Genomic DNA, 20275 nt, shown 5'->3' with positions numbered 1-20275 from the left:
GGGGACAGAGACGAAATGACCGGGCCATCACTAAATGATCATTCAACGCATAAAGGGATACACGACGAAATATTAGGGGGTGCAGAGGAACAGCTCGACTCTATGAAAACTTTACTCAACAAAATCGAACATAAGGAACTTGCAGAAGAAATGGAATCCTTTATCGAATACGTCGAAGAACGTGTATTGGGCCACTCCGGCCGGGAAGAAACACAGAATGGCCTTTATGAAAGCGCCGTCGACCGGAACCCCGGGCTGCAGGAAAAAGTACAGGGGTTAAAACGCGACCACGAACTCATCAGGGTGATGGTCGGGCGCATGAAGCAGGAATTGGCCAAGGATGAAGTCGATTTCCAGAAGCTGATCGATCATGCCACTTCCATTATTCTGGTAGATGAAATCCATTCCAGGGATGAAGAGGATATTTTGTTGTCCGGCGGAAAATGAGTCTGAAGGCCCCTTTTTAATTCCAAGGCGGACGCTGTCATTTACCGGACATGCAACCTCAAAATTAAAAGCCGGTACCGGGACAGTCGCAACTGTCCGGTACCGGCTTCTTCTATTTTATTTAAGTTTGCTGATATGCCAGATGTCTTTGGCGTATTCTTCCACTGTTCTGTCCGAAGAGAATTTACCTGCGTTTGCCATATTTACAAAGCCTTTTTTATAAAATGCATTTTTATCCTTATAGTCATGGGCAATCTTGTCCTGTGCTTCTCTGTAGCTTGCAAAGTCTTCTAAGACAAAATATTCATCCTTGTCTACCAGGCCATTGTAGAGATCCTGGAACATGCCGGTACCGTTATCATGGTAAGTGCCGTCCACCAGGGATTCCACGACCGCTTCCAGCCCTTCTGTCTCTTTCATCGGTACTTTCGGGTCATAATCCGCCCGCTTCGTTTCAACTTCTTCTACTTCCATGCCGAAAATATAGTTGTTTTCTTTTCCGGCTTCTTCTACGATTTCAACATTTGCTCCATCCATCGTTCCGACTGTCACTGCGCCGTTCAGCATGAACTTCATGTTGCCCGTGCCGGAAGCTTCTTTACCGGCGGTTGAAATCTGCTCGGAAACATCTGCTGCAGGGAAGAGTTTTTCGGCGTAGGAAACACCATAGTTTTCCACGAAGACGACTTTGATGATTCCGTTTGTATCCGGATCCGTATCCACCTGGCTTGCCAGTTCATTGATGAATTTAATGATCGCTTTGGCGATATAGTAGCCGGGTGCAGCCTTTGCGCCGAATATGAACGTGCGTTTTGTCCAGTCTTTCTCCGGATTTGCCTTTATACGGTTGTAGAGATCGGCGATGTAGAATGCCATCATCAGCTGCCGCTTATACTCGTGCAGCCTTTTGATCTGAATATCGAATATCGATTCCGGATCGATATCAATTTCCTCATGGAATTGTATATAATCCGCAAGTTCCTGCTTCTTTTCGTTTTTAATATTTATAAACCGCTCGAGCACCGCGTCTTCTGCATATTTTTCCTCCAGATTATTCAACAGGCTTAAATCTGTAATCCAGTCTTTGGTGCCGAGCATCTCTGTAATCATCTCACTGAGCTGCGGATTGGACTGCAGCAGCCACCGTCTCTGGGTGATGCCGTTTGTTTTATTTACAATCCGGTTTGGGAAGATTTCATTCCATCCTTTAATCACTTCTGTTTTCAACAGTTCAGTATGGATGGCGGCCACACCGTTTACAGCACGGGTCGCATAAATGGACATAAACGCCATATGAATGGAATTATTCTGGATGATAAGGAACTTATGCCAGCGGGATTCGTCCACTTTCCACTCTTTCAATTCCTTGATGAGTCTGTCGTTGATCTCTTCAATATATGGGTAAAGATTGGGCAGCACTGAGACAAGCAGGTCTTTATCCCATACTTCCAGCGCTTCGGCGAGCAGAGTATGGTTGGTGTATGCCATCGTCTTCTGCGTAATATCGAATGCCTTTTCAAAATCTACACCTTCATGTTCCAATAAACGGATGAGTTCCGGTATGGCAAGTGCCGGATGGGTATCATTCAGCTGAATGGAATGGAGTTTTGAAAAGTCCTCAAAGTCCTTATGTCCGGCCGCATTATATTTTTTAATGAGATCCTGCAATGAGGCAGACGTGAAGAAATACTGCTGCTTGAGCCTCAATTTCTTGCCTTCATCTGTAGAATCGTTCGGATAGAGAATTCTGGAAATCGTTTCTGCTTCGTTTTGTGCCCTTACCGACTCGATGTACTGCCCTTCGTCAAACGCCTTGAAGTCAAATTTATCTATCGCCTCTGCACTCCATAATCTCAAAGTGTTGATCGTCCGGCCGCCATAACCCACAACCGGCATGTCATACGGAACGGCTTCCACCTTATCCTCTTCACTGAATTCCACGATTACCGTGTCATTACTGTTTCTTACCAGCCAGGGATTTTCATATTCAAGCCACGGGTCTCCTTCTTCCACCTGGAACCCGTTCACGAAATTCTGTTTGAAAATACCATACTGATACAGGATGCCATAACCTGACAGCGGATAATCCAGGGTTGCTCCGGAATCCAGTAAACATGCAGCGAGCCTTCCCAATCCGCCGTTGCCGAGGCCTGCATCATCTTCAGCATCTTCTAGCATATTATAATCCACACCCATTTCTTCGAGTGTTTTTTTAACATCTGCTTCAATTTCCAGGTTGGTCAGGTTATTGCTCAGTGCCCGTCCCATCAGAAATTCTGCAGAAAAATAATATGCCTGTTTATGCCTGCTGAATTTCTCCTTGGATTCTATCCATCTTGGAACGAGGTATTCCATCACGGCATTCCCCACCGTAACAAACTGTTCTTTCTCGTGTAATTCGTAAAAAGACTGGCCGTAGCTGTCATATGCCTGGCCTTCAATTCTTTCCTTCAATTCTAAAGATTCCATAGTGACCTCCCGTAAAGTCTATTCAAACGTTTCAGTTTTTTAGCCAACCGTTTTTTCAAAGTGCCTTTTTGCATCCGCCACTCCCAGTTGCCGCCGATGGTGGAGGGCGTATTAAATCTAGCTCCATCGTCCAGATCGAGCAGGTCCTGCATCGGAATCACCGCTAAGTTGGAAGGGGATGCATACACGCCTCTGATGGCACCGTTGACATACCCTTCTTCCTCAGTCAGATTCAAGTAGTTCACTGCTTTTTTCCGCGTCTTTTTATCTGCAGTTTCCAGCCAGCCCCGCGTCGTCTGGGTATCATGATTACCGGTATAGGCAATACTGTGTCTCGTGTAGTTGTGCGGCAGATACTCCGAGTCTTCTTCAGGGTTAAATCCGAACTGCATTACCTTCATACCCGGATAACCGGTGTCTTCAATCAATTTATACACTTCATCTGTTAAAAATCCGAGATCTTCAGCAACGATATCCCGTTCTCCCAATTCCTCTTTAATCGCATTAAATAAATCCATTCCCGGCCCTTTGACCCATTCACCATTTTCAGCGGTTTCATCCCCTGCCGGCACTTCCCAGTAGGACTCGAACCCTCTGAAGTGATCGATGCGTACTGTGTCGTATAGATCGAAGCTCGCTTCAACCCTTCTGATCCACCATTTGTAGTTCTCTTTTTTCATCGCGTCCCAGTCGTATATCGGGTTGCCCCACAGCTGGCCTGTGTCACTCATCATATCCGGCGGCACCCCTGCCACAACTTCCGGCGTCAAATCTTCATCCAATTTGTACAATTCGGGCTGCGACCAGATATCCGCACTATCTTCTGCCACATAGATCGGGATATCACCGATGATCCGGATGCCTTTATCGTTCGCATATTCCTTCAGCTTCCCCCATTGCCTGAAGAATAAGTACTGCGTGAAGACCCAGAAGAACACGTCATGCCTGTTTTCCTCATAGAACGCGTCGAGTGCCTCCGGTTCCCTCAGCCGGTATTTATCCGGCCACTTCATCCAGGACACATTATTCTGCTTTGTTTTAATCGACATATATAAGGCAAAGTCGAGCAGCCAGTCATTATGCTGCTGCAGAAATGCCTCCAGTTCCGCATGAATTTCTTTTTCTGCCCTCTCATAGGCGAGTTTCAAAAGCGGCATCTTATTCTGATACAGCTTTGCGTAGTCCACTTTTACGGGATTATCCCCTAAATCCGTCTCCGCCACCTCGGTTTCATCCAGCCAGCCATTCTCCATCAGCACACCCAGATCGATGAAATACGGGTTTCCGGCAAACGCCGAGAAACTCTGATATGGTGAATCACCGAACCCCGTAATGCCCAGCGGGAGTATTTGCCAATACTTCGTGTCTGAGCGGGATAGAAATCTTACAAACTTATAGGCATTCTTTCCAAAATCCCCAATCCCGTATTTCCCGGGTAATGAAGAAATGTGCAAAAGCACTCCACTAGAACGTTTTTCCATAAACACACTCTCCCTTTGGTGCAAACGTTTGCATTCCTTTCTGCCATTATAACATATTTCATATTCCCTTCAGAATGATATGATAAGGTTAATCATTCACCAATGAAGAGAGGTATGTTTTTTGAAGAAATATAAATATCTGCTGTTCGACCTCGATGATACGATTTTAGATTTCGGCGCTGCTGAGAATAAAGCACTCGAGTTCGTTTTGAACAGCCATGAAGTGGCTTACAGACCGGATCTTTACAACCGCTATAAAACAATTAATCAGACGCATTGGGAAATGCTTGAAAGAAATGAATTGATGAAAGATAAAGTGCTGTCCAAAAGGCACGAAGTATTCTTTGATGAGCTCGGACTTAAAGTGGACGGTGTCATTGTCGATAAAATGTACCGGACTCAGATTGCAGAGCACGGACATCAATTATTCGAGGGAGCTTTGGAGACAATACAGCAATTATCCAGTGAGTACTATCTATGCATCATTACGAACGGGGTAAAAGTAACTCAGGAAAAGCGCCTGAATAACTCCGGCATCCTGCCTTATTTTAAAGATGTATTCATCAGTGAAGATACGGGATATCAAAAACCGATGAAAGCCTTCTTTGATCATGTGGCCGGCCGTATCGAAGGGTTCCGGCCAAAAGAGGCGCTGATCATCGGCGATTCTTTAACTTCGGATATACTCGGCGGTATCAACAGCGGCATCGATACATGCTGGTATAATCCGGAAGAAAAAAGCAATCCTTACGATTTCCGTCCTGTTTTTGAAATCAGACAACTGAATGAACTGTTTCAAATATTAGACCGGTAACTCCGGTCTTTTTTGTTAGGATTGACTAAACTCATAATTTAGGGTAGCCTAAATAATAATTCGATACATACTTTTTACAACAATTGGAGGATAGACTATGAAAAAGACATTAATATTGTTTATCACAACAATTTTAATCACCGGTGTCGCCGGATGCAGTAATAGTGGTGATACCGATACCTCTGAAGCGGACGGCAGAATAAGCGTGGCAGTCACCACGACATTCCTCGATGATATGGTCAGCGTTATAGACGAGGATGCCGATGCATTTCATACCACTCTTATTATTCCTGCCGGGGAAGACCCCCACGTTTATCAGCCTAAAGCAAGCAACCTGAAGACAATCATGGAATCCGATCTTTTATTCTATCAGGGGCTGAATTTTGAAGGCCGTATGGCCGATGTTTTAACTGATGGCGTGCCTGTCGCTGAAGACTTTGATGATGAAGCGCTGGAAACCGAAAAAGAAGGGGAGACCGACCCCCATTTCTGGTTTGATATAGAACTTTATAAGCAGGCGATGACGATCGTTAAAGACGCGCTCGCCGCCGAGGCCCCGGAACATGAAAACACATTCCAATCCAACCTGGATGCTTACTTTGAAGAGTTGGATGCACTGCATACATACACGCAGAACCGTATTTCTGAAATACCTGAAGAATCCAGAATCCTGATTACGCCGCACGATGCATTCGGCTATTTAAGCGCATCCTATGATTTAGATGTTCATGCGCCCCAGGGCTTCTCGACTGAATCCGAAGTATCGAACAATATGATCAACCAGACGGCCGACCTTATTATGAATAATAATATTAAAGCAATATTTGTAGAGACGACAACAAACCCGGATCAGATGAAACGTCTGGAAGAAATTGTTTCTTCCAGAGGCGGAACGGTTACTGTTGCAGGCAGTTCTGAAGACGCACTCTATTCCGATTCACTGGGCAAGGAAGGGGAAGCTGGGGATACTTACATCGGTATGTACAAACATAACATAGACACAATCGTCGACAACTTAAAGTAGGGAGGAACATAAAATGGATAACAATATCATTACAATCAAAGATTTGAACGTTGCCTATCAGGATAAGCCGGCTTTGTGGCATGTGAATTTAAGTATAAAAGAAAACAGCCGGACGGCGATTGTCGGACCGAACGGCGCCGGCAAATCGACGATGATCAAAACGATGATGAAACTGATTAAACCAGTATCGGGAAACATAGAAATTAATGGCCGCACGGACAAAGGCGTCTTAAAAAATATCGCCTATGTTCCGCAAAAGGGCGAAGTAAACTGGGATTTCCCCGCAACTGTTCTGGATGTTGTCCTGATGGGGCGCTACGTGCATAAGGGGTGGATCAAACGTCCGAATAAGGAAGACAGGGAAATCGCGCTGGACGCATTAAAAACGATGAAGATTGAAGCGTTTAAAGACCGGCAGATCTCCGAGTTGTCCGGAGGCCAGCGCCAGAGAGCATTTTTGGCCCGTGCCATTGCCCAGGATGCTGACATATATGTAATGGATGAGCCGCTTCAGGGCATCGATATTACAACAGAAAACCTGATCATAGACATCATCAGGCAATTACAGCATGAAGGTAAAACATTCATCGTCGTCCATCACCAGCTTAATACTGTCAAAGAATATTTTGACCATGTAGTGATATTAAATAAGACAATCATTGCCGATGGTCCTGCCGATGAAGTGTTTACGGAAGAGAATATAGAGAAAGCCTACCGCGAAAAGAGCGTTCATATATGATGGATGTTTTAACGAGTTTCACTTTCCTGATTGTCGCGATTGGTACGATGGTCCTTGCTTTTGCAGGCGGTATGGTGGGGACAATCAGCGTAATGAAAGGACAGAGCCTGATCGGTGATGCGATCGGCCACGCCACGTTCCCGGGGATAGTATTGGCATTTATGCTCATCGGGGTGAAGGAAACCTTTACTCTGGCAATCGGTGCCATCATTTTAGGCATCATCGCCTTCTTTACCATTCAGATGGTTACGGACCATTCGAAGATCACTCTGGATGGGGCCCTTGCCCTCATACTTTCATCATTTTTCGGCCTCGGCATGACACTGATGAGTTTCGTGCAGGGAAATCCTGATTTTGAAGGGACGCAGGGATTGAACGATTATATATTCGGCCAGGCTGCCTATATGCTCAGAAGCGATGTTTACCTGATCATTATTGCTTCATTTATCAGCCTGTTTATATTCTGGGCTTTTTACCGCCAGATTAAAATATACATTTTTGACCCTGTGTTCAGCAGAACAGTCGGTATCAATAACACTTTTATGAATTTCACCATTTTAACGATTACCATCCTGCTCATTTCAGTCGGACTTAAAGCAGTCGGTGCCATATTGATTGTCAATCTGCTGATTGCACCCGCAGCCATCGGGCAATTATGGTCCAGCCGCTTCCGGGTCGTCCTGATTATTGCGGGCTGTTCGGGCGCCATTGCCGCATTCACCGGCACATACATCAGTACAGCCGGTGAAAATATCGCAACAGGACCGGCCATTATTCTGACGTTATCCACCCTCATGGTGCTGTCATTGTTCTTTGCGCCCAAAGGCATTATCCTGAGGTCGATATATAAGAGAAAGATGGGTGAAAAGACGCCATGATAGAAGTATTATTGGTCCTTGTAGTAACGGCTCTGGCCACGAGTGTGCTCGGTGTCTTCCTTGTCTTGCGCGGTCTTTCGATGACAACGGATGCAATCAGCCATACGATTCTGCTCGGTATCGTTCTGGCATTCTTCATCACCAACGATATCCGCTCCCCCTGGCTCATCATTGCAGCAAGTGTCGTCGGAGTGCTCACGGTCTACATTATCGAACTGATTTCAAGAACAGAGTTAGTGCGTCAGGATGCAGCCATCGGACTGGTATTCACTGCATTGTTCGCCGTGGCCATCATTCTGATTTCAAAATATGCCGGTGACGCCCATTTGGATATGGACATCGTTTTAATGGGAGAAGTCATTTTCGCCCCATTCAACAGGATAGATATACTCGGCTTCAGCATCCCCAATGCACTATGGCAGCTCTCCATCATCCTGCTGGTCAACATTGCGTTTGTCGCACTGTTTTATAAAGAGCTGAAACTGACCACTTTCGATCCGAAGTTTGCATTTATTGCCGGATTTTCAGCAACATTCATCTACTATGTACTCATGACACTGGTATCTGTTACAGCTGTAGCAGCATTTGATGCGGTCGGCTCCATTCTGGTAATAAACTTCTTCGTTGCACCCGCACTTACCGCCTATCTGCTCGTCAAACGGCTGAGTTCAATGATCTGGCTGTCCATGCTTTTTGCCGTCGTCAACAGTATGCTCGGCTATTTCATCGGTTTCGGATTCGATCTGTCCATCGCCGGAGTCACTTCATTTGTGGCGCTGATCACCTTCATGCTTGTCTTTATATTTAATTCAAATGGCTGGCTGAACGGTAAAATCAGAAGCATAAAACAAAAACGCACTTTTACCCGGGCAATGATACTCATGCTCATGAATGAACAGGGGCATATGCGTTTAACTGAAGCAGAAATCGTCTCCCACTTTAACCTGGATCAGAAACAGTTCAAAAAGCATATTGAACACTTACTCATCAATGACTATATTGAAAAAATGAATGGGCACTATACGCTTACGGAACGCGGTGAAGAATATACCCACTATATCCGGATCAAGTATGAATTGCCGATTTAGTCATTTTTCTTCATAATAGGAAACGAGAATTCGGAACGGAGTGGAATGCATGAGCCCGACTAAAGAAGATTATTTGAAAATATTATTTGAACTCGGAGGGCGGACGGAACAGGTCCCCAATAAGGAAATAGCGAATCGGTTGAGCATTTCCCCTCCCACAGTGACAGAGATGATGAACAGTCTGGTCAAATCGGGATGGGTCGTCTATACCCCGTATAAAGGCAGCAAACTGACTCAGGAAGGTATAGATTATGCAAAAAAACTAATAAGAAAGCATCGTCTGTGGGAAGTGTTCCTTGTGAAACATCTCGGTTTCAACATCAATGAAGTCCATCCGGAAGCGGAATTACTGGAGCATTCCACCAGCTCCGGACTTGCCGACAAACTCGAGGCATACCTGGATTTTCCGGAGTACTGTCCGCACGGCGGCGCGATTTCAACTGATAAAATGGATGAACAGGAAGTGAAGACAGTTCATCTGACAGAAGCGGTTCTGAATCAATCTGTACGCATTTCCCGCATTGTGGATGAAGATAAACTGCTTCAGTATTTTGAAAATCATGACCTTAAGATCGGGGATCATGTAAAAGTGATAGAACGGGATGCCGGCCTTGATCTGATAACACTCCATCACGGCACGACAAACAAGGAAATTCAGATCAGCCAGACCATCGCCCAGTATCTGTTCGTTGAACATGTCTGAATATAATATCGGTTAAGATATAAAAAGCATTCTTTCCAGTTATCCGGAAAGAATGCTTTTATCATTTATTATTATCAGGATCATTTTTTATCTTCGTCTGGAGGCGTGCTGTGCATGTAGCCCGGTGCAGGATTCAAATTGGGTTTCTCTCCATACGCTTTCGGAGTCCCTTCATATTCGAAATTAGCTTTGCCGTCCGGTGCAACATCATTCATCCACTTAAGCTGGGCACTGGCTTCCCCCTCAGAACAATTGATGAGGCGATGTGAAAATTCAGTCGCTTCCATATCGTCCGTGACTGTGGATGGTGTAACAACACCTTCTTTTTCTTCCAGATCTTTGATTGCAGCAATCCACTGGTTCTGGTGCATTGTGTCGCGGGCCAGCAAGAACGAAAGCATTTTCTTCACGCCTGGATCATCCGTCATTTCATAAAGGCGTGCTACCTGCAGACGTCCTTGTGACTCTGCATTAAGATTTGCTCTCATATCGGCAAGTAAATTGCCGCTCGCGATAATATAACCACCGCTCCACGGTACTCCAGTACTGTTCTCAGGTGCTGCACCGAGTCCTGTTACGATCGCATGGTGAGGGTTCATACCGCCTAATATTGCTCCGATGACCGGGTCTTTAGCAGCCTTTTCTTTCTCATCCACAGGTGCTCCGTCTAAAAGTCGGGCAACCATCGTGGCAATCATTTCTATATGGGAAAGTTCCTCGGTTCCCGTATCCATAACAAGGTCTTTGTATTTCTCATTTCCTCTTGTGTTCCACCCCTGGTATAAGTATTGCATCGCTACTGTCATCTCTCCGTACTGTCCTCCGATTATCTCCTGCAACTGCTTGGCGTATACTGGATCTGGTTTATCCGGTTTCGATTCGAACTGCAATTCTTTTCTGTGATAGAACATTCTGCTTCATCCTTTCAGTTATATAAATTACTTATATGCATTACTTATATATAATATCCAGATAAAACTTATCAAAACTTTCCGTCATTTTAAAAAAGGCAATTGGGAAATGTACATTTCCCAATTGCCCCGGTCGCTTATTCTCCTTGGCCGTCTTTCACCCATTTTGCAACTTCCACAGTACGTTTTGCCTGATGTTTGACTGCTTCTTCGATATCTTCAACGATACCCTCTTCAGTTGCTGTTGCGGATACGCCATAAGGGTTCCCGCCTGAGCTGAACTGGACAGCATCCGTATAGCCGGGCGGTACAATGATTGCACCCCAGTGTGCCATCGTTTTGTAAATGGATAATACGGTCGCTTCCTGGCCACCATGCGGATTCTGTGCAGAAGACATTGCGCTGACCACTTTATTCACCAGCTTGCCCTGTCCCCAGAGTCCGCCAGTCGTATCGATAAAGGCACGGAATTGTGAAGCCTCCACACCGAAACGTGTCGGTGCGCTGAACACAATCGCATCTGCCCATTCAAGGTCTTCTGTTGTCACTTCTTCTACGTCTTGGGTTTTATCATAATGCTCTTTCCATGCCGGATTGGATTCAATCGCTTCTGAAGGCGCTGTTTCAGGTATTCTTCGCAATCTTACATTCGCACCTACGTCATTTCCTGCTTCCTGAGCCCATTGTGCCATCTGATAGTTAGTACCGGTTGAACTGTAATATACAACTGCTAAATTTAGTTCTGCCATCATAACTCTCCTTCACGAAAAAGATATTTAAATAACATCAACATTGTTTCTGTACCCTTAACAGTATCTATAAAACATATAACTCAGTCATTTCATCTATAGATCAATTTATGTTTTTCCCCAGTTTTTTGAGTGTTTCAATGAGCTCCCTCTTCTCTTCGACAGTCAGCCCGTCAGTAATCTGTTCCAGCCGTTCTGCATGCCTCGGAAAAATTTCATCCATCAATTCCTTTCCACTTTGCTTGAGATATACATAGGATATCCTTCTATCTTCTTCATATTGTTTTCTAACCACATAATCTTCCTTGATCAATTTGTTCACCACGTACGTAATAGAACTTGATGCAATCAGTACGCGCTCTCCTATCTGCTGGACCTGCTGGGGCCCTTTGTTGTAAAGCAGTTCAAGCACCGCAAATTCCGTAGGATTCAGACCATGCTGTTTCATGTCTTTGAAAGATTGATTCTGCAATGAATTATAGGCATGGTGCATAACGACATACAATTTCAGTGAAAGCTCCTGGTTGCTAAGGTCTTCAGTCAATTTATCCCCCTCCTTCTCTTCATTTCCCCAGATTTCATTTAGTGTAACTCGTTATATTTAAATCATAATATTACAATTCTAAATTAAGTATCTAGTAATTTTTTGACTGCATTATGTTAATATGTGAATAGATTGTAGATTTAACAATTATATATCTTAACATGATAGAAGGAGAATGAAACATGGAAGAGAAACCAAACCGTAATGGATGGAATTTGATCGACCGGAAAATATTCTTACCTTCCGTCGTGATTATAGCGTTAGTCAGTCTTCCCTTGGCTCTGTATGAGAAGGAATCGCTGGAACTGCTAAATAATATTTTCGACAGGGTTGTTAATGTATTGGGCTGGGGATATATCTGGTATGCAACGCTTATACTTGGTGCAGCTCTTTATCTGTCATTTTCAAAATATGGTAAAGTTGTACTGGGAGACCCGGCCGAAAAGCCACAGTTCTCATTATTTGAATATTCTTCAATTTTGATAGCTATGGGACTGGGCTCGACGATTATGAGAACCGGGCTGATCCAATGGACAGAAGTGGCCAATGATCCGCCCTTCGGTATCGCACCCGGATCTTCGGAAGCACTCCTGTGGGGAAACTCATATGCCATGTACATATGGGGGTTTCAGGTATTCTCGATATTTGTGATGGCTGCCCCTGCAATGGCTTATATTATTCACGTCAAAAAACGTCCGATGATGCGTATATCTGAAGCCACACGTGTTATCTTCGGGGATAAGTTTACAGATGGCATCGGCGGTATATTTCTTGATACTCTGTTCCTGGTGAGCATACTCTCAGGAGCTGCCGTAACACTCGGACTCGGCACACCGATTATTACATCAAACCTTGCTGCTTTATTAAATACAGAAGTCACCTTTACAATGACAATCATTGTAACGCTCATATGGGTGCTCCTTTTCTCAATCAGTGCATACCTCGGCATCGAAAAAGGGATTAAAAGATTAAGTGTTCTCAATGTCTACATGGCTGCATTTTTAGCCTTATTCATACTTATAGCCGGTCCCGGTATATTCATCATGGACTACTTCACAGATACAATCGGCCACCTTTTAAGCAATTATTTAAGGCTTTCATTCTTCACTGAATCGGTCGCAGTTGAGCAGACGTCCTTCATAAGGGGGCATCTGATATTCTGGATGGCCTATAATGCAACCTGGGCGATGCTGCACAGTGTATTTGCAGCCAGAATATCAAAAGGCCGTACAATCAAAGAAATGATTCTCACATACCTGCTGGCGCCTACAGCACTGGCCTGGGTGGCAACAGGCATACTGGGCGGTATTGGCGTCCACAGTCAATTACATGGCGACTTGGATATTCTCGCTCTGGCAGGAGAGAATGAAGCAGTGGAAATCATTCCTGATATACTTCAGACACTCCCGCTATCAGGCTTTGTGATGGTACTCTTCATAATCATTGCGATGATTTTCCTTACAACAACGCTGGATTCCACAACATTCACTATCGCAGCTTATACCAGCAGCGAGGACATGAGTGAACAGGATCCTTCAAAATATTTAAGAATCTTTATCTCATTGGTTATTGCAGCGCTTGCTCTAATACTCATGCAGATTGGCGGTCTCGCGCCGCTTGAGGTTATTTCCGGTATTATGGGAATACCGATTATCATCATCCAGTTCCTTACAATTTATGCAGCTAAGAAAATGATGGATGAGGATGAAGCCTGGAAATACAATATTAGAAAAACGGATGATAAATGAATAAATAATTGATCACCAAAAAAGAGGCTGGAATCCCAGCCTCTTTTTTGGTTCATTTAATTTTAAGCATCCTTGCCAAGGAAGGATTTCAGCATCCAGTTGTTCTTTTCAACTTCGGTAATCATACCGATAAACATATCCGCAGTACGGTCATCGCCTGCATCCTCAGCCGCTTTTTTACCTTTGTCCATTTCCTTGATAACTTTATCATAATCTTTAACAATCTGTTTTACCATTTCATGGGCATCAATATCATATTCCGCTTCTTTGACACTGGCTGTTTTGATTGCATCGGATTGTTTACCAATCGGTTCACCGCCGATGGCAAGTAATCTTTCGGCGATCTCATCGACATATGAACCGGCAGTTGTATATAGCTCTTCGAACTTTTCATGAAGTGAGAAGAAATTATCTCCTTTTACATACCAGTGATAGTTATGAAGTTTTGTCCAGAGTACTGTAAAGTTGGCTACCTGTTGGTTGAGTGCATCTTTGACTTCCTCTTTTTTATCTGTTTTTTTCTCAGTCTTGTTTTTCGCCATTCTTTATCACCTTTCTTTAAGTAAGATCATAATGATTGTACCCTTGTTTTCATGGTTCAAACCCATGTTGCCGGTATTTTGTTCCTTCACAATATTGAATATTCCAATATCATGTATTTTTTATTGTTCACTTTTTCAATCACTTCGTCCGCTTCAAGCTTCTTAAAAATGCGGGTAAGTGTTTCCGGCTGCATGCTGAGATAAGAGGCGAGATCTTTCTTAGTCATTGTCAGGTTCACATAATCATCTTCGTCCATATGCGTCCTGATGTATTCCAGTAATCGTTCCTCACTGCTGAGAAGAGCAATATTTGTTGCCTGCTGCTCCGTCTCTTTCAGACGTTCGGAAAACTTCTCTATGATTTTTATACCGATATCCGGATATTCCTTCAAAAGTCCGTATATATCTTCCTTGCTGATTTCACAGACTCTCGATTCTTCCATGATTTCAGCATAGGCATCATGTGAATCTCTTGTACCGAAGAGCGCCAGCTCTCCTGTAAAGTCGCCCGGAAGGAGCACACGGATCAGCTGGTCTTTCCCTTCTTCATTAAGCCTGTAAATCCTCACTTTCCCCCGATGGAGTACGAACAACGAGTTTTTCGGATCCTCTGCCATATAGAGATGATCGTGCTTTCCATACTGCTTTGAACTCACTTTGCTGAATACTTCATTCATTTCCTCTTCGGTAAGATGGTTGAAAATCGGCACTCCGCGTACACACAGTTTATGATTCGGACTGGCATCCAATTTATCTCCTCCTAGCTTGTCTGTTCTCTCATCTGCATTTCTGTTCCGGTCTTTTCCTTCAATTTAATGAGTCTCATGGCATTCAGGATGACCAGCAGAACACTCACTTCATGAATCAGCATACCAGAGGCCAGGTGGATATATCCATATAAGACGCCTCCGAGCAGCAGGACGACAGTGAGCAGGGAAATGGCTGTGTTCTGAAGCATGACATTGTAAGTCGCTTTCGAGATGGTAAAGCCGTGGGCAAGCTGTTCCATTCTTGAACCCATCAGGACAACATCCGCTGTTTCCATCGCGATATCGGTGCCGCCATGCCCCATTGCGATTCCCACATCGGCAAATGCAAGTGCCGGTGCGTCATTGATGCCGTCGCCGACCATCATGACCCTGCGGCCATTTTCTTTTTCCCGTTCGATGTAACGCATTTTTTCTTCAGGCATAAGTTCTGCATGGAATCCGTCCAATCCGAGGATATCACTGACTTTTTTCGCTGAGTGATAGTTGTCCCCCGTCAGCATGACAAGGTTTTTAACCCCTTTATCCCTCAGTGTCTGAACAGCTTCTGCAGCATCCTGTCTGATTCTGTCCATGATGGATATTACACCGATGATTTCATTGTTTCTGGCTACATAGATTGCTGTATTGCCTTCCTTCTGCTGTCTGATGTAAATATCATTAATGCTGCCAGCGATGAGAATGCCGTTGTCATCCATGAGCTTTCTGTTACCAATGACATACTCGGCACCCGCAAGACTGCCGCGTACGCCTTTTCCTTTAATTGCTTCCGCTTCCTCCGCACTATCCTTTCCGATTGTAAGGTTACGGCTGCGTGCTTCTTTCACAACAGTCTGACCCAGGTGATGTTCACTCACCATTTCCACTTCTGCAACATTCTTGAGAAATTCGTCTTCGTCCGTACCATCAAAGATTGTGATGTTCGTGACAGAAGGAGTACCTTCAGTCAATGTGCCTGTCTTGTCAAAAATAACTGTGTCTATTTTTGCGAAATTATCTACAACTTCTCCGCCTTTGATCAGTGCGCCGTTCTTTGCCCCGTTGCCGATACCGGCAACATATGCGACTGGTGCACCAATAATGAGCGCACCGGGGCAGGCGATTACAAGGAATGTGATTGCAAGATGCAGATCACGTGTCAGAAGAAATACCAGAACTGATAGTACCACGATTGACGGTGTATAATAGTTTGCAAATTTATTCAGGAATTTTTCAGTGCCGCTTTTTCTTTCCTGTGCATCCTCCACCAGTTCGATGATCTTGGAGAAGGTCGTATCCTCTCCCACTTTTGTCGCTGTCAATTCAATATATCCACTATCCAATACGCTGCCGCTGAATACATCAGCATCCGCCGTCTTGTATTTTAAGTTCGATTCACCCGTAATGGCCGCTTCGTTGATGTTCGCTTCACCTTTAATAATCAGTCCATCCACCGGCACTTTTCCGCCCGGTCGGACGATGACATGATCTCCTTCTTCAACATCGTCGACATCGAGTGTCATTTCTTCCCTCTCACGGATGACTGCGGCCACGCCAGGGGCCATATCGACCAGGGACTGTATGGAGCTCCGGGTCTTATTTAAAGTTCTTTTTTCAAGATATGCACCGAATAAAAACAGGAATGTGACGATTGCTGCTTCTGTATATTCCTGGATGAACAGTGCGCCGATAACAGCAATCGTAATTAAAAGCTCGATACTGAAACTTTTCATTTTGAGTGCCATCCACGCTTTATTTAAAATTGGTCCGATGGCAAATATTGTGGCAGTGATAAATGTGATGTTCCTGATTTCACTGTAGCCCATCGTTCTGGCCAACAGGCCAGCCACGATGAGGATACCGGATATATACATGAGTGTGTTTAAATGTTTATTAAACCATTTAGTCATTATCCTTCACCTTTCTTCCCTTCTCCCCGGTTATCTGGATTTGACGTCCAGTACCGGATAGCCTAGATTCTCTATGACTCCTTTGATTTCATCTGCGTCAACTTTTGCTTCGTCATGCTGGACTTTCACTTTGCTGGAGTTGAACAATACTTTCGCTGCTTCCACGCCGTCCATCTTATTCAGGCCGCCTTCTATTTTTTTGATGCAGCTCGGGCAGGTCAGTGTATCCGTCTGTATATTCGTTCTCATTTTCAATCTCCTCTTTCCTTATATTTTTTATATTGTCTCTCTCTTCACTTATTATTATATGATGATGCCGCAGATAAAGAATTGACCGCCGTCAATAATCCATTTTTTCTTTAAGTTATCTGGATTTGACGTCCAGTACCGGATAGCCTAGATTCTCTATGATTCCTTTGATTTCATCTGCGTCAACTTTTGCTTCGTCATGCTGCACTTTCACTTTGCTGGAGTTGAATAATACTTTCGCCGTTTCCACGCCGTCCATCTTGTTCAGGCTGCCTTCTATTTTTTTGATGCAGCTCGGGCAGGTCAGTGTATCCGTCTGTATATTCGTTCTCATTAACAATCTCCTCTTTCCTTATATTTTTTATATTGTGTCCCTCTTCAGTTATTATTATATGATGATGCCGCAGATAAAGAATTGATCGCCGTCAATATAAAAAAAAGAACTGCAGAAATTATCTGCAGTTCCAAAAATCATTCTATTAAATTAATCCGGCCATTCGCAGGCCATGTTCAACACCATCATCGTTGACATGTTTTGTAATATATTTTGCGTGCGACTTCACTTCGTCTTTGGCATTGCCCATAGCGTAACTGTTATGGACAGTGTTCAGCATTTCAAGATCATTCGGTCCATCTCCGAAAGCATACTGTCTTTCAGGCGGGAAGCCCAGTTCATCTATCACTTTGGCAATGCCATTCGCCTTGGAACCGCCTTTTGGTATGACGTCCAGTGAGACAGGGTGCCATCTGATGAAATCAAAACTATCGTATTTTTCCACATACTGCTGCTCTTCGCCTTCTGGAACAAACAACAGGGTCTGATATAAATCGCGGCCATTATGATAATCCGGATCGTGTCCTGGTGTAATACCCAGTTTTAAGGAAGCGATGCCTTCATTAATATATTCATGCTCAGGAACATTCGACATCATATCTTCATCGCTGAGATAGACCACCGGATGATCATTACCCAGTGCCTCCTCCGTCATGGCCACCAGATCTTCTTTATGCAGCGGATTCTGATAGATTACTTCGCCTTCAAGAACCACATACTGGCCATTACAGCTGACAAACGTTTCAATCCCCAGCTCCTTGCGCAAATCTTCATACATGAAAGGCGCCCGTCCTGTCGCTATCGCAACGATATGGCCGTCGGCTTTCAGCTGTGCAACTGCTCTTTTAGCAGAATCCGGAAGCTTTTTATCTGTATCCAGCAACGTACCGTCAATATCAAAGAAAATAATGCTCTGTTCTTTCATTAGTCTGCACCTCTAGTCACTTTTTTATACAAGCATATCAAGTCTACCTTATGAAAAGCCTTTCATGTCAACAAAGATAAACTTTTCCGTCCGAAAAACTCAGTTTCTCAACCTATCCTCACTCATTGCAGGTGTTCGTCTGCAGTCATAGATATCGTGAGGCTCATTTTCTTTAAAAATCATAGAGACATGAAAGCCGGTAAAAAAAGCCGAATAAACACCCGGCATAATCAATTGTTGCTGTATTCTTCCACTTTTGCATTTAATGCTTCATACCATTCCTCTGTCTCTTCATGGGACCGACTGTTGATATATATTTTATTCCCCTCTTCATAAGTGAGAAGAATTTTATCTTTGGTTCTATCCGCAATCAGTAGACGGTTGTGTCTCCCACCCTTATTAAAGACACCGTTCAATCTGCTGCCGATGCCATGCACTGCATTTATAACCGGTATATCGGGGGTTTCGTTCGTCATTTCTATATCATCTATGGATTCATAAACAAAAAACATATCCCGTGTATAGTTGACTTCATTACTGCTTGATGGTCCTATATCATATACAATATTTACAAAATGATTGTTTTTCATCACCAGTTCGGGTTCCCTGAGGCCTTCAGTGATAAAGTAGGTCACCCCACCAAATAGAAACAGACCGCCGATCACAAGTCTGACAATGATAAATTTGTCTTTAGTCGCTTTAAAAACCATGATGTCCAGTCCTGCTCCGAATACAAAATACATAAGGAGCATGAAGAGCGCAAACCAGTTTGCAAAAACAGGATCAATAAATATATATACGGCCACAGTGAGAATGAATGAAAAAATTAATATGGAAATAAACTTCTTCTCTCTTTCTGCCGTATTCAGAGCAGCGAGCAATGCTTCATCTTCAGGTCCTTTTAATAGCCCCTTTCTGCCACTGAGTATAAATGACTCCCTTTTTCCGGAAATATAATGCGTATATATGCCGCGGGCTATAATCACCGCAATCACAATGAGCATCATTATAGTTAACATGTCATTCCTCCCCGTCACGCTGCAGACTGTAAATTAATCATCTGAATGATTCCGTCTTTAAATTCTCAAAAATATTTTAGATAATAGCTGCTCCTGTTAAAGTACCGAGAACATATCATCACATTCAGTATCAGATAAGGCCCTTCTGGCATTCCATGGAGGAAGGGCCTTTCATCCATATAATTATATTTTCCGTTCACTAAAGCCTTCACATTAAGTATAAATATAAAATGACCACGAAAAACAAAACTGCATAGCACTTTTTTAAATTTTTAAACCCATCTTATCATCTAATGGACAACGAATGGATAAATAATAATAACAGAATGTAACAAAGTGAACGACCGGTCCACAAAATGAAATGGCTGATGAATTGCGATTGACAATATGAACGGATCATAGGTATATAACTTAAAATATAACATCATTCAACTTATGACTTCGTATCACCGGCTGCAGTATGATAAAACCGATTGCCTTCCTGCATATATGAAGTGACGGGGAATCTCCCGAATCTTTTAATATTCAGCTCAAAATTTTAATAAAAAAAGCATAACCCCGAATGAATTATGCCTTCTCTTTATTCTCTTCCATCTCTTCTATCACTTCCGATGGATATTCATCCTTTTGTTCTTTTTCCGACTCTTTCCGGATGAAAAAGCCATGAAGGAGTTTTAAAATTGGCCTGCCCAGCAGCTGAACACTGCCCAGGATAAAGAAAATCGTCCCAATGGTCTGAGTCTGGTGAAAAAGGAAAAGCACACTCCCGATTACGAACCATAGTCCCAATGACAAATCATTGATGGTTGAGAGCAGATGATACCGTTTATTGAAGAAAACTCCAAAACCACCTATATCAAACTCAAAGTAATTCTTATCCCTTTTAATCTTTGGCATATTTCCAGCTCCTCGTGCGAAATTATACAATAATCTCTACCCGTTAGAAGAAAATTTA

Annotated in this window: 21 protein-coding genes; 8 read left to right on the top strand and 13 right to left on the bottom strand. The window is 43.6% G+C overall.

Features of this window, described 5'->3' with window-relative positions; all coding sequences use genetic code 11:
• The first annotated feature begins 15 nt into the window (after nucleotides 1–15).
• Nucleotides 16–447 carry a hemerythrin domain-containing protein gene (locus ACKRAT_RS01460; protein WP_411843348.1) on the top strand — a complete coding sequence of 144 codons (432 nt, stop codon included), beginning with the start codon at nucleotides 16–18 and terminating at the stop codon, nucleotides 445–447.
• A 117-nt stretch (nucleotides 448–564) separates the two neighbouring features.
• Here the strand turns inward: ACKRAT_RS01460 and ACKRAT_RS01455 are convergent, their stop codons facing one another.
• On the bottom strand, nucleotides 565–2916 hold the full coding sequence (locus ACKRAT_RS01455) for a glycogen/starch/alpha-glucan phosphorylase (protein ID WP_411843347.1): 2352 nt from the start codon (nucleotides 2914–2916) through the stop codon (nucleotides 565–567).
• The gene (gene malQ, locus ACKRAT_RS01450; RefSeq protein ID WP_411843346.1) at nucleotides 2904–4421 is read right to left on the bottom strand and encodes a 4-alpha-glucanotransferase; all 1518 of its coding nucleotides are present in this window, start codon (nucleotides 4419–4421) and stop codon (nucleotides 2904–2906) included. The genes ACKRAT_RS01455 and malQ overlap by 13 nt, the downstream gene beginning before the upstream one ends.
• A gap of 97 nt (nucleotides 4422–4518) precedes the next feature.
• On the opposite strand from malQ, the gene ACKRAT_RS01445 reads away from it, so the two are divergent.
• From ACKRAT_RS01445 to ACKRAT_RS01420, 6 genes are all read left to right on the top strand, one after another.
• Nucleotides 4519–5211: a YjjG family noncanonical pyrimidine nucleotidase gene (locus tag ACKRAT_RS01445; RefSeq protein ID WP_411843345.1), complete on the top strand. Its 693-nt coding sequence runs from the start codon at nucleotides 4519–4521 to the stop codon at nucleotides 5209–5211.
• A gap of 97 nt (nucleotides 5212–5308) precedes the next feature.
• On the top strand, nucleotides 5309–6235 hold the full coding sequence (locus ACKRAT_RS01440) for a metal ABC transporter solute-binding protein, Zn/Mn family (RefSeq protein ID WP_411843344.1): 927 nt from the start codon (nucleotides 5309–5311) through the stop codon (nucleotides 6233–6235).
• 13 nt (nucleotides 6236–6248) lie between these two features.
• Nucleotides 6249–6974 carry a metal ABC transporter ATP-binding protein gene (locus tag ACKRAT_RS01435; protein ID WP_411843343.1) on the top strand — a complete coding sequence of 242 codons (726 nt, stop codon included), beginning with the start codon at nucleotides 6249–6251 and terminating at the stop codon, nucleotides 6972–6974.
• Nucleotides 6971–7852, top strand: coding sequence for a metal ABC transporter permease (locus tag ACKRAT_RS01430; protein ID WP_411843342.1), 882 nt, complete (start codon nucleotides 6971–6973; stop codon nucleotides 7850–7852). The genes ACKRAT_RS01435 and ACKRAT_RS01430 overlap by 4 nt, the downstream gene beginning before the upstream one ends.
• A complete protein-coding gene (locus ACKRAT_RS01425) occupies nucleotides 7849–8940 on the top strand; it encodes a metal ABC transporter permease (RefSeq protein ID WP_411843341.1) in 1092 nt (363 codons plus the stop codon). Before ACKRAT_RS01430 ends, ACKRAT_RS01425 begins: the two co-directional genes overlap by 4 nt.
• 49 nt (nucleotides 8941–8989) lie before the next feature.
• The gene (locus ACKRAT_RS01420; protein WP_411843340.1) at nucleotides 8990–9643 is read left to right on the top strand and encodes a metal-dependent transcriptional regulator; all 654 of its coding nucleotides are present in this window, start codon (nucleotides 8990–8992) and stop codon (nucleotides 9641–9643) included.
• A gap of 80 nt (nucleotides 9644–9723) precedes the next feature.
• Here the strand turns inward: ACKRAT_RS01420 and ACKRAT_RS01415 are convergent, their stop codons facing one another.
• The 3 genes from ACKRAT_RS01415 to ACKRAT_RS01405 all read right to left on the bottom strand — a co-directional run bounded on the left by ACKRAT_RS01415 (nucleotide 9724) and on the right by ACKRAT_RS01405 (nucleotide 11847).
• Nucleotides 9724–10554, bottom strand: a complete 831-nt coding sequence (locus ACKRAT_RS01415; RefSeq protein ID WP_411843339.1) for a manganese catalase family protein — start codon at nucleotides 10552–10554, stop codon at nucleotides 9724–9726.
• Nucleotides 10555–10691: 137 nt separating this feature from the next.
• Nucleotides 10692–11303, bottom strand: a complete 612-nt coding sequence (gene wrbA, locus ACKRAT_RS01410; protein ID WP_411843338.1) for an NAD(P)H:quinone oxidoreductase — start codon at nucleotides 11301–11303, stop codon at nucleotides 10692–10694.
• Nucleotides 11304–11406: 103 nt separating this feature from the next.
• The gene (locus tag ACKRAT_RS01405) at nucleotides 11407–11847 is read right to left on the bottom strand and encodes a MarR family winged helix-turn-helix transcriptional regulator (RefSeq protein ID WP_411843337.1); all 441 of its coding nucleotides are present in this window, start codon (nucleotides 11845–11847) and stop codon (nucleotides 11407–11409) included.
• Nucleotides 11848–12029: 182 nt separating this feature from the next.
• Here ACKRAT_RS01405 and ACKRAT_RS01400 point away from each other — a divergent pair, with 182 nt between their 5' ends.
• Complete coding sequence (locus tag ACKRAT_RS01400; protein WP_411843336.1) at nucleotides 12030–13595, top strand: BCCT family transporter; 1566 nt, start codon at nucleotides 12030–12032, stop codon at nucleotides 13593–13595.
• 62 nt (nucleotides 13596–13657) lie between these two features.
• Here ACKRAT_RS01400 and ACKRAT_RS01395 read toward each other — a convergent pair whose 3' ends face one another.
• The 8 genes from ACKRAT_RS01395 to ACKRAT_RS01360 form a co-directional block, all read right to left on the bottom strand.
• Nucleotides 13658–14137, bottom strand: a complete 480-nt coding sequence (locus tag ACKRAT_RS01395; RefSeq protein ID WP_411843335.1) for a Dps family protein — start codon at nucleotides 14135–14137, stop codon at nucleotides 13658–13660.
• A gap of 86 nt (nucleotides 14138–14223) precedes the next feature.
• A complete protein-coding gene (locus ACKRAT_RS01390; protein WP_411843334.1) occupies nucleotides 14224–14886 on the bottom strand; it encodes a Crp/Fnr family transcriptional regulator in 663 nt (220 codons plus the stop codon).
• An 11-nt stretch (nucleotides 14887–14897) separates the two neighbouring features.
• Nucleotides 14898–16793, bottom strand: coding sequence for a heavy metal translocating P-type ATPase (locus ACKRAT_RS01385; RefSeq protein ID WP_411843333.1), 1896 nt, complete (start codon nucleotides 16791–16793; stop codon nucleotides 14898–14900).
• A gap of 30 nt (nucleotides 16794–16823) precedes the next feature.
• Entirely contained in the window at nucleotides 16824–17042 is a 219-nt protein-coding gene (locus ACKRAT_RS01380) for a heavy-metal-associated domain-containing protein (RefSeq protein ID WP_411843332.1), read from the bottom strand.
• A gap of 115 nt (nucleotides 17043–17157) precedes the next feature.
• Complete coding sequence (locus tag ACKRAT_RS01375; protein ID WP_411843331.1) at nucleotides 17158–17376, bottom strand: heavy-metal-associated domain-containing protein; 219 nt, start codon at nucleotides 17374–17376, stop codon at nucleotides 17158–17160.
• Nucleotides 17377–17521: 145 nt separating this feature from the next.
• Nucleotides 17522–18301, bottom strand: coding sequence for a Cof-type HAD-IIB family hydrolase (locus ACKRAT_RS01370; RefSeq protein ID WP_411843330.1), 780 nt, complete (start codon nucleotides 18299–18301; stop codon nucleotides 17522–17524).
• 230 nt (nucleotides 18302–18531) lie between these two features.
• The gene (locus tag ACKRAT_RS01365; RefSeq protein ID WP_411843329.1) at nucleotides 18532–19320 is read right to left on the bottom strand and encodes a hypothetical protein; all 789 of its coding nucleotides are present in this window, start codon (nucleotides 19318–19320) and stop codon (nucleotides 18532–18534) included.
• A gap of 567 nt (nucleotides 19321–19887) precedes the next feature.
• The gene (locus tag ACKRAT_RS01360; protein WP_411843328.1) at nucleotides 19888–20217 is read right to left on the bottom strand and encodes a YrhK family protein; all 330 of its coding nucleotides are present in this window, start codon (nucleotides 20215–20217) and stop codon (nucleotides 19888–19890) included.
• Nucleotides 20218–20275 lie beyond the last annotated feature (58 nt).

Origin of the sequence: Salinicoccus sp. HZC-1 (assembly GCF_046736035.1) — a bacterium.
Taxonomy (GTDB): domain Bacteria; phylum Bacillota; class Bacilli; order Staphylococcales; family Salinicoccaceae; genus Salinicoccus.
This window is presented reverse-complemented; position numbering and strand designations above follow the sequence as displayed.